12 protein-coding genes are annotated in these 14,024 nt (G+C 63.2%); 10 read left to right on the top strand and 2 right to left on the bottom strand.

Going from position 1 to position 14,024, the window contains the following annotated elements:
- Complete coding sequence (locus ASF66_RS10370) at window positions 1-1,203, bottom strand: MFS transporter (RefSeq protein WP_056843782.1); 1,203 nt, start codon at window positions 1,201-1,203, stop codon at window positions 1-3.
- A gap of 220 nt (window positions 1,204-1,423) precedes the next feature.
- Window positions 1,424-1,684, bottom strand: coding sequence for a DUF2790 domain-containing protein (locus ASF66_RS10365; protein WP_043185340.1), 261 nt, complete (start codon window positions 1,682-1,684; stop codon window positions 1,424-1,426).
- Between the two features lie 360 nt (window positions 1,685-2,044).
- Here ASF66_RS10365 and acs point away from each other — a divergent pair, with 360 nt between their 5' ends.
- The 10 genes from acs (at window position 2,045) to astD (ending at window position 13,976) form a co-directional block, all read left to right on the top strand.
- Window positions 2,045-4,006 carry an acetate--CoA ligase gene (gene acs / locus ASF66_RS10360; protein WP_056843945.1) on the top strand — a complete coding sequence of 654 codons (1,962 nt, stop codon included), beginning with the start codon at window positions 2,045-2,047 and terminating at the stop codon, window positions 4,004-4,006.
- Between the two features lie 539 nt (window positions 4,007-4,545).
- Entirely contained in the window at window positions 4,546-5,322 is a 777-nt protein-coding gene (locus ASF66_RS10355) for an ABC transporter substrate-binding protein (protein ID WP_056843781.1), read from the top strand.
- A gap of 86 nt (window positions 5,323-5,408) precedes the next feature.
- The gene (locus tag ASF66_RS10350; protein WP_056843780.1) at window positions 5,409-6,098 is read left to right on the top strand and encodes an ABC transporter permease; all 690 of its coding nucleotides are present in this window, start codon (window positions 5,409-5,411) and stop codon (window positions 6,096-6,098) included.
- A complete protein-coding gene (locus ASF66_RS10345) occupies window positions 6,095-6,793 on the top strand; it encodes an ABC transporter permease (RefSeq protein WP_049862162.1) in 699 nt (232 codons plus the stop codon). The genes ASF66_RS10350 and ASF66_RS10345 overlap by 4 nt, the downstream gene beginning before the upstream one ends.
- A 71-nt stretch (window positions 6,794-6,864) precedes the next feature.
- Window positions 6,865-7,629, top strand: coding sequence for an ABC transporter ATP-binding protein (locus ASF66_RS10340; protein ID WP_056843779.1), 765 nt, complete (start codon window positions 6,865-6,867; stop codon window positions 7,627-7,629).
- 116 nt (window positions 7,630-7,745) lie between these two features.
- The gene (gene argR, locus ASF66_RS10335) at window positions 7,746-8,726 is read left to right on the top strand and encodes a transcriptional regulator ArgR (protein ID WP_049862160.1); all 981 of its coding nucleotides are present in this window, start codon (window positions 7,746-7,748) and stop codon (window positions 8,724-8,726) included.
- A gap of 358 nt (window positions 8,727-9,084) precedes the next feature.
- Window positions 9,085-10,305: an aspartate aminotransferase family protein gene (locus tag ASF66_RS10330; RefSeq protein WP_049862159.1), complete on the top strand. Its 1,221-nt coding sequence runs from the start codon at window positions 9,085-9,087 to the stop codon at window positions 10,303-10,305.
- Window positions 10,306-10,395: 90 nt separating this feature from the next.
- A complete protein-coding gene (aruF, locus tag ASF66_RS10325; RefSeq protein WP_056843778.1) occupies window positions 10,396-11,424 on the top strand; it encodes an arginine/ornithine succinyltransferase subunit alpha in 1,029 nt (342 codons plus the stop codon).
- A 60-nt stretch (window positions 11,425-11,484) separates the two neighbouring features.
- Window positions 11,485-12,513: an arginine N-succinyltransferase gene (astA, locus tag ASF66_RS10320; protein ID WP_049862157.1), complete on the top strand. Its 1,029-nt coding sequence runs from the start codon at window positions 11,485-11,487 to the stop codon at window positions 12,511-12,513.
- Window positions 12,513-13,976: a succinylglutamate-semialdehyde dehydrogenase gene (gene astD / locus ASF66_RS10315; RefSeq protein ID WP_056843777.1), complete on the top strand. Its 1,464-nt coding sequence runs from the start codon at window positions 12,513-12,515 to the stop codon at window positions 13,974-13,976. Before astA ends, astD begins: the two co-directional genes overlap by 1 nt.
- Window positions 13,977-14,024: the final 48 nt, after the last annotated feature.

Here is a 14,024-nt window from a genome sequence, read left to right as displayed (position 1 = left end):
TCAGACCAGCTTGTCTTCCGGTGGTGGGAGGCGAGCGGCCTGGCGGTACAGATAGAAGGTCAGGCCCAGGCCCGTGCACGCAGCAGCAGCGGCAAACAGGAAGATCGAACTGAAGCCGAAGCCCGCGGCTATGGCGCCGGCCACCGGCCCGGTGATGCCCAGCGACATGTCGATGAACAGCGAGTAGGCCCCCACTGCAGCACCGCGGCTCGACGCTGGCACCAGATTGACCGCTTCGACGCCGAGCGCCGGGAATACCAGGGAAAAACCGAAACCGGTCAACGCCGCACCCGCCATGGCCAGTTCCTGGCTGGGCGCCAGCCATAGCAGCAGCAAGCCCAGGGTCTCCACACTCAGGCAGACAATCGCCACGCGAAAGCCCCCCAGACGGTTGATCAGGTTGCCGAACAACAGCCGCGCGAGAATAAAGCTGGCACCGAACAGGCTCAGACACAGTGCCGCGTTGTCCCAAGCATTGCTGGCGTAGTACAGGGTGATGAACGTGGCGATGGTGCCGAAGCCGATGCCACCCAGGGCCAGTCCGGTGCCGTGGGGCAGCACGCGACCCAGGACGTGCAGAAACGGCAGGCGCTCGCCGGCCACCACTGGCGCAGGCAGCTTGTTCCAGGCCAAGGCGATGCCCACGCCTGCCAGAACGATGATGCTCGCGCCCATGCTCCACAAGCCCAGATGCTTGACCATCAACACGCCCAGCGGCGCGCCGATGGCCAGCGCGCCGTAGCTGGCGATGCCGTTCCAGGAGATGACCTTGGCCGTGTTGGCCGCCCCGACGCGACCGATCCCCCAGCCAATGGAGCCGGAGCCCACCAGGCTTTCTGCCGATCCGAGCAACACCCGACCCACCAGCAGGCTGGCCAGGCTCAGTGCTGGCCAGCTTTGCAACCAGCCGGCCAGCAGCATGAACAACCCGCTGATGCCGCAGCCGACCAACCCGTAGATCACGGCCTTCTTGCTGCCCAGGTTGTCGATGATCTTGCTCGCCTGGGGACGGCTGAGCAGGGTGGCCAGGTATTGAACGCTGATCACCAGGCCAGCGATCACCGCGCCGTAGCCCAGATCGCTGTGGACGAAGCCGGGCAATACCGCCAGGGGAATGCCGATGCTCAGGTAGCCAATGAAGGTGAACAGCACGATGGAAACGACTTGCAGCGTGACCGTCAGGGGGCGCTGGGAGTGGGGCATGGGCAGATCCGTCGCAAAAGCAGAAAGTAGGCGCAGGCACCGCCAGGCAGGTGGAGTGCTCGATGCGCGTGAAAGCATGGACAGGCTTACGTGACGCTCATGATAGAGGCACGAGGCACAAAAAGAGAGGTCGGGAGAGGAAAGGCTTGGTTTGCGTGCAGCGCCAGTGGCGTGTGGCAGGAGCCAGCAGCGGGGCCTGGGCCCCGGCGCTGAAAGGTGCTCAGCTGTTGGTACAGCCGTTGCCCATGACGTGGTATTCCATGATGTGGCGCTTGCCCTGCGAGTCTTCGTAGGTCAGGCGCGCCGGTACCACGGCGCAGACATTGGGGATCGCCGAGTTGGAAATGACATGGGCGATGTCCGGATGCTGTGAATAGTCATAGGGTTCCACCACGGGTTTCTGTGTGGCGGCAGTGGTCGTCTCATCGGCCAGGGCGATACCGCTCGAGCCAATCAGCGCAAGAATCAACAAAGCTTTCATTTTGATTTTCCTGTTTTACAGTCGTCAGGGGGCACGCGGCCCTTGTGAGGTCACGTGTGAAACTTGAGAGTGGGAAAGTTGCGATCGACAGCCTTCGTGGGGGATGCAGTCTTTGTCGATCGCAGTGCCGTTGCTGGCGAAATCGATTTTAGGCCCCGGTGCCTGTGGTAAACAGAGCGGGTTTGGATAAACAGTTTTATCCGAATCTGCATTAATCCCGCCTCGCCGAGCAGGCCCGGTACTAATCTGGGTACGGACCTAGATACTGGTCTCGGTACTACCATCGTCGAATGGCTGCCTGGGGCAGATACCCTTAAAACAGGTCTATACAACAACAACTATTCAACCGAGGTAAGAATGATGAGTGCGGCTTCCCTGTATCCCGTTCGTCCCGAAGTGGCAGCGTCCACGCTGACCGATGAGGCGACCTACAAGGCGATGTACCAGCAGTCCGTGGTCAACCCGGACGGTTTCTGGCGCGAGCAGGCGCAGCGTCTCGATTGGATCAAGCCCTTCACCAAGGTCAAGCAGACCTCGTTCGACGACCACCATGTCGACATCAAGTGGTTCGCCGACGGCACCCTCAACGTTTCCTACAACTGCCTGGACCGGCACTTGGCCGAGCGCGGCGATCAGGTCGCGATCATCTGGGAGGGTGACGATCCCTCCGAGAGCCGTCACATCACTTACCGTGAGCTGCATGCCGAAGTGTGCAAGTTCGCCAATGCCCTGCGCGGCCAGGACGTGCACCGTGGCGACGTGGTGACCCTGTACATGCCGATGATCCCCGAGGCGGTGGTGGCCATGCTTGCGTGCACGCGCATCGGCGCGGTGCATTCGGTGGTGTTCGGCGGATTTTCACCCGAGGCGCTGGCAGGGCGCATCATCGACTGCCAGTCCAAAGTGGTGATCACCGCCGACGAAGGTCTGCGCGGTGGGCGCAAGACGGCGCTCAAGGCCAACGTCGATCGGGCCCTGACCAACCCTGAAACCAGCAGCGTGCAAAAAGTCATCGTGTGCAAGCGCACCGGCGGCGACATCGAGTGGAACCGCCATCGGGACATCTGGTACCACTCTTTGCTGGAAGTGGCGTCGAGCACCTGCGCGCCGAAGGAAATGGGCGCCGAGGAGGCGCTGTTCATCCTCTACACCTCCGGCTCCACCGGCAAGCCCAAGGGCGTGCTGCACACCACCGGCGGCTACCTGGTGTATGCCGCGCTGACCCATGAGCGGGTGTTCGACTACAAGCCTGGCGACGTCTACTGGTGCACCGCGGACGTGGGTTGGATCACCGGCCACAGTTACATCGTCTACGGTCCCTTGGCCAACGGCGCCACCACGCTGCTGTTCGAGGGCGTGCCCAACTACCCGGACATCACCCGGGTGTCGAAGATCGTCGACAAGCACAAGGTCAATATCCTCTACACGGCGCCCACGGCAATCCGCGCGATGATGGCCGAGGGCTCCAAAGCGGTCGAGGGCGCCGATGGCTCCAGCCTGCGCCTGCTCGGTTCGGTCGGCGAGCCGATCAACCCGGAAGCCTGGAACTGGTACTACAACACGGTCGGCAAGCAGAACTGTCCGATCGTCGACACCTGGTGGCAGACCGAAACCGGCGGCATCCTGATCAGTCCGTTGCCGGGCGCGATCGGCCTCAAGCCGGGCTCGGCAACCAAGCCGTTCTTCGGCGTGGTGCCGGCGCTGGTGGACAATCTGGGCAACATCATCGAAGGCGCCGCCGAGGGCAACCTGGTGATCCTTGATTCGTGGCCAGGCCAGTCGCGCACCCTGTACGGCGATCACGATCGCTTCGTCGATACCTATTTCAAGACTTTTCGCGGCATGTACTTCACCGGCGACGGTGCGCGTCGCGACGAAGATGGCTACTACTGGATCACCGGGCGGGTCGATGACGTGCTCAACGTTTCCGGGCACCGCATGGGCACGGCCGAGATCGAAAGTGCGATGGTCGCCCATCCCAAAGTGGCCGAAGCCGCTGTGGTGGGCGTGCCTCACGACCTCAAGGGGCAGGGCATCTACGTCTACGTCACGCTCAATGGCGGCGAGCAGGCCAGCGAGGAATTGCGTCTGGAGCTCAAGAACTGGGTGCGCAAGGAGATCGGTCCCATCGCGTCGCCGGATGTGATCCAGTGGGCGCCGGGGCTGCCCAAGACGCGTTCGGGCAAGATCATGCGGCGCATCCTGCGCAAGATCGCTACGTCCGAGTACGACGCGCTGGGTGACATCTCCACCCTGGCCGATCCGGGGGTGGTGCAGCAGTTGATCGATACTCACAAGGACATGCATCGGGCTTCTGCGTGATTTGAGGTGATGTGATGTGATCTTGAGGGCCTCTTCGCGGGCAGAGGGCTCGGCCGCCCGCCCCGCTCCCACATGTGCGCGTTAGTGCACACTCATGTGGGAGCGGGGCGGGCGGCCGAGCCCTCTGCCCGCGAAGGGGCCATCAAAGCTTATCGACGATTGCCTGTGTTACTGCATGAAAGTCCAGCACACACCACCTGCCACTCAATACCCCACTGCTACGCCTACCTGCTTCCACCTGCAACGCCACACTTGCCGTCCTAGAAGGCTTTGCCAATAATGGGCGCGCTAATTGCTTCAGTCTCAGATTACCTCTCATTTTTCCAAACCACACTCGATGGGGGCTGTCAATCCCCTGGTCTGGGTGTCTCGTTGCTTCTGTAACTACTTGTCGCATTGACGAAATATCGACTGGCACAGTGCCGTTAGAATGCGCTCACTCGCCGGACCCTGCGGCGTCGCCTGTTCAGCCTCATTTTTTCGCATTCTGGGCCTGCGCTCACTTTGCCCATACTGCCCTTTTCGCTGGAGCTCACCCAATGAAGAAACTCGCACTGTTTGGCGCATTGGCACTGTCCGTGCTGTCGGCGGCGTCGTTCGCCGATGAAAAGCCGCTGAAGATCGGCATCGAGGCCGCTTACCCACCGTTCGCCTCCAAGGCGCCGGATGGCAGCATCGTTGGCTTCGACTACGACATCGGCAACGCGCTGTGTGCCGAGATGAAGGTCAAGTGCACCTGGGTCGAGCAGGAATTCGACGGCCTCATTCCAGCCCTCAAGGTGCGCAAGATCGACGCCATTCTGTCGTCGATGTCGATCACCGATGACCGCAAGAAATCCGTCGATTTCACCAACAAGTACTACGCCACGCCGGCGCGCCTGGTCATGAAGGCGGGCACCACGGTCAGTGACGACATGAGCGAGCTCAAGGGCAAGAAGATCGGCGTGCAGCGCGGTACGATCCATGACCGTTATGCCACTGAAGTGCTCAAGCCACTGGGTGTCGAAGTGATGCCGTATGGCTCGCAGAACGAGATCTACCTGGACGTGGCCGCCGGTAGACTCGACGGCACACTGGCCGACGCCACCCTGTTGCAGGACGGTTTCCTCAACACCGATGCCGGTAAGGGCTACGCCTTCGTCGGCCCATCGGTCAACGATCCGAAATACTTCGGTGACGGCATCGGGATTGCCGTGCGCAAGGGCGACAAGGCCAACCTGGAGCGCATCAACGCGGCCATCGCGGGCATTCGTGCCAACGGCGAGTACAAGAAAATTCAGGACAAGTACTTCGACTTCGACATCTACGGCAAATAAGCCGGCAGGCGTTACCTGACTGATGGTGCCAACGGCGGGGAACCGCGGTTCGCACCATTTTTCATTCTCCGGGCGAGGATCTCTACATGTTGAAAGGCTACGGGGCCGTCATTCTCGATGGCGCTTGGCTGACGCTGCAGCTCGCCTTGTCGTCCATGGCGCTGGCCATCGTGCTGGGTCTGTTGGGCGTGGCCCTGCGCCTGTCGCCGGTACGCTGGCTGGCCTGGCTGGGCGATCTGTATGCCACGGTGATCCGCGGCATTCCCGATCTGGTGTTGATCCTGCTGATCTTCTATGGCGGCCAGGACATCATCAACCGCGTTGCGCCGCTGGTGGGCTACGACGACTACATCGACCTCAATCCACTGCTCGCCGGTATCTTCACCTTGGGCTTCATCTTCGGGGCGTACCTCTCGGAAACCTTCCGTGGCGCGTTCATGGCCATTCCCAAGGGCCAGGCCGAGGCTGGCATGGCCTATGGCATGAGCAGCCTGCAGGTGTTCTTCAGGGTACTGGTGCCGCAGATGATTCGCCTAGCGATCCCCGGTGTGACCAACAACTGGCTGGTGCTGACCAAGGCCACGGCATTGATCTCGGTGGTCGGCCTGCAGGACATGATGTTCAAGGCCAAGCAGGCGGCGGATGCCACCCGCGAGCCGTTCACCTTCTTCCTCGCAGTAGCGGCGATGTACCTGGTGATCACCAGCGTGTCGCTGCTGTTGCTGCGCGCCGTCGAAAAACGCTATTCGGTGGGCATCAAGGCGGCTGAACTATGATCTTCGATTACAACGTCGTCTGGGACAGCCTGCCGCTGTACATGAGCGGCATGCTGGAAACCTTGAAACTGCTGGCCATCTCGCTGTTCTTCGGTCTGCTGGCGGCATTGCCACTGGGCTTGATGCGGGTGTCCCGGCAGCCACTGGTCAACGGTGTCGCGTGGCTCTACACCTATGTCATCCGCGGCACGCCCATGCTGGTGCAGCTGTTCCTGATCTACTACGGCCTGGCCCAGTTCGAGGTCGTGCGCAACAGTGTGCTCTGGCCCTGGTTGTCGAGTGCCACGTTCTGCGCCTGCCTGGCGTTTGCCATCAACACCAGCGCCTACACCGCCGAGATCATCGCCGGCAGCCTGCGCGCCACGCCGCCGGGCGAGATCGAAGCGGCGCGGGCGATGGGCATGTCCAAGGCCGGGATGTATCGACGCATTCTATTGCCGTCGGCACTGCGTCGGGCGCTGCCGCAGTACAGCAACGAAGTGATCATGATGCTGCAGACCACCAGTCTGGCCTCGATCGTGACCCTGATCGACATCACCGGCGCTGCGCGTACGGTGAACGCCCAGTACTACCTGCCGTTCGAAGCCTACATCACGGCGGGCGTTTGCTACCTGTGTCTGACGTTCATTCTGGTGCGCCTGTTCAAGCTGGCCGAGCGCCGCTGGCTGGCCTATCTCGCGCCACGCAGGCACTGACCGCGTGCAGCGAAAACCCTTTCGTCGCGAGCCAGTGAGCCGTGACTGACCGATCTGCGAGACCCCCGATCATGTACAAACTTCAAGTTCAGGACCTGCACAAGCGCTACGGCTCGCACGAGGTGCTCAAGGGTGTCTCGCTGGCGGCCAAGGCGGGCGATGTGATCAGTATCATCGGCTCCAGCGGATCGGGCAAGAGCACGTTCCTGCGCTGCATCAACCTGCTCGAGCAGCCCCATGCGGGCAAGATCCTGCTCAATGACGAAGAACTCAAGCTGGTGCCCGGCAAGGACGGCGCACTAAAGGCGGCCGATCCCAGGCAATTGCAGCGCCTGCGCTCGCGGCTGTCGATGGTGTTCCAGCACTTCAACCTGTGGTCGCACATGACCGCGCTGGAAAACATCATCGAAGCGCCGGTGCACGTATTGGGTGTTTCGAAGAAGGAAGCCCTGGAGAAAGCCGAGTACTATCTGGCCAAGGTCGGCGTCGCGCACCGCAAGGATGCCTATCCGGGGCACATGTCCGGTGGCGAGCAGCAGCGTGTGGCCATCGCTCGCGCGCTGGCGGTGGAGCCTGAGGTGATGCTGTTCGACGAGCCGACTTCGGCGCTGGATCCCGAGCTGGTCGGTGACGTGCTCAAGGTGATGCAGGCCCTGGCCCAGGAAGGACGGACCATGGTCGTGGTGACTCACGAGATGGGCTTTGCCCGCGAAGTGTCGAACCAGCTGGTCTTCCTGCACAAGGGGCTGGTCGAGGAGACCGGCGACCCCCGCGAGGTGTTGGCCAATCCGCGCTCCGAGCGGTTGCAGCAGTTTTTGTCCGGCAGCCTCAAGTGATCGTTGCTTGAAACATTTTGCCGAGTGTTTTCGTGTGTGCAGGGCAGGCATGCCTGATCCGGCGCAGTACCATGTCCCATTCGGTTTTTGATACTTAAGGTTTCGGTCCGCATCAGATGACAGCCCAACGAATCGGTTTCCTCTATTGGCCCAGCACGCGAGCCCTGACCTTGGCGCTGGCCGAGGAGGCCCTGCGGGTGGCGCAGAAGGTGCACCCGGACGTGACCTACGAGTTGCTGTTCCTGCAGGCCGAGCCGCCCGTGCCGGGTGGTTGGCAACTGCCGGGGGAGGCGTGGAACGGTCGCCTGGAAGGGTGCCACAAGCTGTTCCTGCTGGCGGACGAGCCACCGGCGGCATTGGCGCCGGCACTGTCCACTGCGCTGAAGCAGACCGTCCGAGCAGGCTGCATGGTCGGTGGACTGTCGGCCGGGGTGTATCCGCTGGCGCAATTGGGGCTGCTCGACGGTTACCGCGCGGCCGTGCACTGGCGCTGGCAGGATGATTTCGCCGAGCGCTTCCCCAAGGTCATCGCCACCAGCCACCTGTTCGACTGGGATCGCGACCGGATGACCGCTTGCGGCGGTCTGTCGGTGCTCGACCTGCTGCTGGCGGTGCTGGCCCGTGATCATGGCGCCGAACTGGCCGGGGCGGTTTCCGAGGAACTGGTGGTGGAGCGTATCCGCGAAGGCGGGGAGCGCCAGCGCATTCCTCTGCAGAATCGCCTGGGCTCCAGCCATCCGAAGCTGACCCAGGCGGTATTGTTGATGGAGGCCAACATAGAAGAACCGTTGACCACCGACGAGATTGCCCAGCACGTGTGCGTATCCCGGCGTCAGCTGGAGCGCATCTTCAAGCAGTATCTCAATCGTGTACCAAGCCAGTACTACCTCGAGCTGCGCCTGAACAAGGCTCGGCAGATGCTGATGCAGACCAGCAAGTCGATCATCCAGATCGGCCTGTCGTGCGGGTTTTCTTCCGGGCCGCACTTCTCCAGTGCCTACCGCAATTTCTTCGGCGCCACCCCCCGCGAAGACCGCAACCAGCGCCGCAGCAGCAGCCCGTTCGAACTGTCTTCGGTGCCGGCCGAGCGCGGCTGACCCTGCCTCTGGAATGCGCTGTGTCAGGCGAAGCGCGGTGTGGCCTTCGCGGGCAGAGCCCGCTCCCACAGGGAAGCAGAAGCAAGCTATGTCCGCGAAGGGTGCCCTCGCACCAGAATGTGGGAGCGGGCTCTGCCCGCGAAGGGCGCGCCGCGGTATATCGGGCTGAATCGCAAGGCGAGCGTCTTTCTATTCCTCTTTCTATCCCTATATGTCGCATTCGCGACAACCCCCGTAGAATGGCGGTTTGGCGCTGTAACAAGTTGTCGCATGGCGGCAATGCCGCGCGCGAACCAGTCCTTACAATTCCCCATCGCTCGCCCATTTTGCGCTGAGCGTTCCTTGACAGGAGACTCCGATGTCCGTTGAGCAAGCCCCCGTGCAACGTGCCGATTTCGACCAGGTAATGGTTCCCAACTATGCGCCGGCCGCTTTCATTCCCGTGCGCGGTGCCGGCTCCAGAGTGTGGGATCAGGCCGGTCGCGAGCTCATCGATTTCTCCGGTGGCATCGCCGTCAACGTGCTGGGCCACGCGCACCCGGCATTGGTCGGCGCGTTGACCGAACAGGCCAACAAGCTTTGGCATGTGTCCAACGTCTTCACCAACGAGCCGACCCTGCGCCTGGCCAAGAAGCTGGTCGACGCCACCTTCGCCGACCGGGTGTTCTTCTGCAACTCCGGCGCCGAAGCCAACGAGGCCGCCTTCAAGCTGGCCCGGCGTGTGGCGCACGACAAATTCGGTCCCGAGAAATACGAGATCGTTTCGGCCATCAATAGCTTCCACGGTCGCACGTTGTTTACCGTCAGCGTCGGCGGTCAGCCGAAATACTCCGATGGCTTCGGTCCGAAAATCACCGGCATCCGGCACGTTCCGTACAACGACCTCGAAGCGCTGAAAGCGGCGGTGTCGGAGAAGACCTGCGCCGTGGTGCTTGAGCCGGTCCAGGGCGAAGGCGGCGTGGTGCCGGCCGACCCGGCCTACCTGCAAGGCGCGCGCGCCCTGTGCGACCAGTTCAATGCCCTGTTGGTGTTCGACGAAGTGCAGAGCGGCATGGGCCGCAGCGGCGAGCTGTACAGCTACATGAACTACGGCGTGACCCCGGACATCCTCTCCAGCGCCAAGAGCCTGGGGGGCGGCTTCCCCATCGGCGCGATGCTGACCACCGACGCCCTGGCCAAGCATTTCGCGGTCGGCGTGCATGGCACTACCTATGGCGGCAACCCGTTGGCTTGCGCGGTCGCCGAGGCGGTGCTCGACGTGGTCAACACCCCGCAAGTGCTGGCCGGCGTCAAGGCCCGGCACCAGCGCTTCAAGACGCGCCTGGAACAGATTGGCCAGCGCTATGGCGTGTTCACCGAGGTGCGCGGCCTGGGCCTGCTGATCGGCTGCGCCTTGAGCGACGCCTGGAAGGGGCGCGCCAAGGACTTCTTCAATGCTGCCGAGCAGCACGACCTGATGATCCTGCAAGCCGGTCCCGACGTGGTGCGCTTTGCCCCGAGCCTGGTCATCGAGGAAGCCGACATCGATGAAGGCCTGGACCGTTTCGAGCGCGCCGTGGCGCACCTGACCCAGGCCTGAACGGCCTGCTCGCGGCGCCTGCCCCCGGTCGGCGCCGCCTTTGCAATCGACCGCTGCAATCGACCGCTTCAATCGACAAGGAGTGACACCATGCTGGTAATGCGCCCTGCGCAAATGGCTGACCTGGCCGAGGTTCAGCGGCTGGCCGCCGACAGCCCCATCGGTGTCACTTCCCTGCCTGACGACGCCGGCCGGTTGAGCGACAAGATCAGCAAGTCGGAAGCGTCCTTCGCTGCCGAAGTCAGCTTCAACGGTGAAGAGAGCTATTTCTTCGTGCTCGAAGACCTGGCCACCCAGCGTCTGGTGGGGTGCTCGGCGATCGTCGCCTCCGCTGGTTATTCCGAACCGTTCTACAGTTTTCGTAACGAGACCTTCGTGCACGCTTCGCGCGAGCTGAAGATCCACAACAAGATTCACGTCCTGTCGCAGTGCCACGACCTGACCGGCAACAGCCTGTTGACCAGCTTCTACGTGGTGCCCGAGCTGGTGGGCAGTATCTGGGCCGAACTCAACTCCCGCGCCCGCCTGCTGTTCATGGCCAACCACCCGGAGCGCTTCGCCGATTCAGTGGTGACCGAGATCGTCGGCTACAGCGACGAGCAGGGTGATTCGCCCTTCTGGGACGCAATCGGCCGCAATTTCTTCGACCTCAACTACGCCGAGGCCGAACGCCTGTGCGGCATCAAGAGCCGCACGTTTCTTGCCGAACTGATGCCGCATTACCCGATCTACGTGCCGCTGCTGCCCGACCAGGCCCAGGAGGCCATGGGCCAGGTGCATCCACGGGCTCAGGTGACGTTCGACATCCTGATGCGCGAAGGCTTCGAGACCGATCATTACATCGACATCTTCGACGGCGGGCCGACCCTGCATGCCCGTGTGTCGGGCATTCGCTCCATCGCCCACAGCCGGGTGGTCCCGGTCAAGCTGGTCGCGGCCAGCGATGAACGTGGTGGCCCGGGCCGACCCTATCTGGTTTCCAACGGGCTGCTGCAGGATTATCGCGCGGTGCTGCTGGAGCTCGACTGGGTGCCCGGCAAGCCGGTCGGCCTGGATCTGGCGACAGCCGAAGCGCTGGGTGTGGGCGAGGGCGCCAGCGTGCGTCTGGTTGCAGTTTGATACCTGGTTGAACAGGCCGAGTTCTGCGGGTGCCGCGCGGTGCCCGCTCGAGGAGAAAGCATGATCGTTCGTCCCGTACGCAGCAGCGACCTGCCAGCGCTGATCGAATTGGCCCGCAGCACCGGCCCCGGCCTGACCACCCTGCCAGCCAACGAAGAGCGGCTGGCGCACCGCGTCGGCTGGGCCGAGAAGACCTTCCGTGGCGAAGCCGAGCGCGGTGATGCCGATTACCTGTTCGTCCTTGAAGACGACGACGGCACGGTCGTGGGCATTTCGGCCATCGCCGGCGCCGTGGGTCAGCGTGAGCCCTGGTACAACTACCGGGTAGGGCTGACGGTCAGCGCCTCGAAGGAATTGAACATCTATCGCGAGATTCCCACGCTGTTCCTGGCCAACGACCTGACCGGCAATTCGGAACTGTGTTCGCTGTTCCTGCGCGAGGGTTACCGCAAGGGCCTGAACGGCCGTTTGCTGGCCAAGGCGCGGCTGCTGTTCATCGCCCAGTTTCCGGAGCTGTTCGGGCGCAAGGTGATTGCCGAGATGCGCGGCATTTCCGATGCCGACGGACGCTCGCCGTTCTGGGAAAGCCTGGGTCGGCATTTCTTCAAAATGGAATTTAGCCAGGCCGACTACCTCACTGGCGTTGGCAACCGCGCCTTCATCGCCGAGCTGATGCCCAAGTTCCCGCTGTACAGCTGCTTTCTGTCACCGGCCGCGCGGGAGGTGATCGGCAAGGTTCACCCGGACACCGAGCCGGCGCTGACCATGCTCAAGGCCGAAGGCTTCAGTTACCAGGGTTACGTCGACATCTTCGACGCAGGCCCGGCCGTGGAATGCGAAACCAGCAAGATCCGCGCGGTCCACGACAGCAAAAGCCTGGTCCTGGCCATCGGCACCCCAGGTGACGATGCGCCCCCGTTCCTGATCTACAACCGCGAGCGCGAAGCGTGCCGCATCACCGCAGCCCCTGCGCGTTTCGCCTCCGGCACCCTGGTGGTCGATCCTTTGACTGCCCGCCGCCTGCAACTGAGCGCGGGCGATCAGGTGCGCGCGGTGCCCATGACCCCGCCAGCACGGGAGGTGCTCTAATGAATACTCTGTACATCGATGGCCAGTGGCTGCCAGGCGAAGGCGAACAGCTGACGTCCCTCAATCCGGTGGGCCAGGCCGTGGTCTGGCAAGGGCGCAGTGCCAGCGCCAGTCAGGTGGATCAAGCCGTCCTGGCCGCGCGGCATGCCTTTTTCAACTGGGCGAGCCAGCCGCTGTCGGCGCGCATCGCCGTGCTGCACGCGTTCGCCGATCGGCTCAAGGCCTGCGCCGACGAACTGGCGCAGTGCATTGGCGAAGAAACCGGCAAGCCACTGTGGGAGGCGGCCACCGAAGTAACCAGCATGGTCAACAAGGTCGCCATCTCGATTCAGAGTCACGCCGAGCGCACCGGTGAGAAGAGCGCACCCCTGGCCGATGCTACGGCGGCCCTGCGGCACAAGCCCCACGGTGTGGTGGCGGTGTTCGGTCCGTACAACTTTCCTGGTCACCTGCCCAACGGCCATATCGTGCCGGCGCTGCTGGCCGGCAACTGCGTGCTGTTCAAACCCAGCGAGCTGACGCCCAAGGTGGCCGAGCTGACCGTGCGTTGCTGGGCCGAAGCCGGGCTGCCAGCGGGCGTGCTGAACCTGCTGCAGGGTGGTCGCGAGACGGGTATGGCGCTGGCCGCCAACGCCGGGCTCGACGGGCTGTTCTTCACCGGTTCCAGTGCCACCGGCAATCTGCTGCACCAGCAATTTGGCGGCCAGCCAGGCAAGATCCTGGCGCTGGAAATGGGTGGCAATAACCCGCTCGTGGTCGAGCAGGTCCAGGACCTGGATGCGGCGGTCTATACCATCATCCAATCGGCGTTCATTTCCGCCGGGCAGCGGTGCACCTGCGCGCGGCGCTTGCTGGTACCCGCCGGGGCGTGGGGCGACCGGTTGCTCGAGCGGCTGGTGCAGGTCTGCGCCACCCTCGAAGTCGGCGAATACGACCGCCAGCCGGCGCCGTTCATGGGTTCGGTGATCTCGCTGCAAGCGGCGCAGGCGCTGCTCGAGGCGCAGGAACACCTGCTGAACAGCGGCGCGCTCACCCTGCTGAGAATGACCCAGCCACGGGCCGACGCGGCCTTGCTCACCCCCGGCATCCTCGACGTCACCCAGGCTCACGGTCGTCGCGACGAAGAGCTGTTCGGCCCGCTGCTGCAAGTGGTGCGCTACGTGGATTTCGATGCGGCCATCGCCGAGGCCAACGCCACCCAATACGGGCTGGCGGCAGGATTGCTGTCGGATTCCGAACAACGCTATCGTGAATTCTGGCTGCGCAGCCGGGCGGGTATCGTCAACTGGAACAAGCAGCTGACCGGCGCCGCCAGCAGCGCGCCGTTCGGCGGTGTCGGCGCGTCCGGCAACCACCGCGCCAGCGCCTACTACGCCGCCGACTATTGCGCCTATCCGGTGGCCTCGCTGGAAACCCCCGCGCTCAGTCTGCCGGCGACCCTGAGTCCGGGCATCACGCTGTAGAACGTCGTAGCAACGTTGCGTACAAGAACAGATCCACGGAGCCGAACC

Source organism: Pseudomonas sp. Leaf129 (genome assembly GCF_001423465.1).
Taxonomy (GTDB): Bacteria; Pseudomonadota; Gammaproteobacteria; order Pseudomonadales; family Pseudomonadaceae; genus Aquipseudomonas; species Aquipseudomonas coleopterorum.
This window is presented reverse-complemented; position numbering and strand designations above follow the sequence as displayed.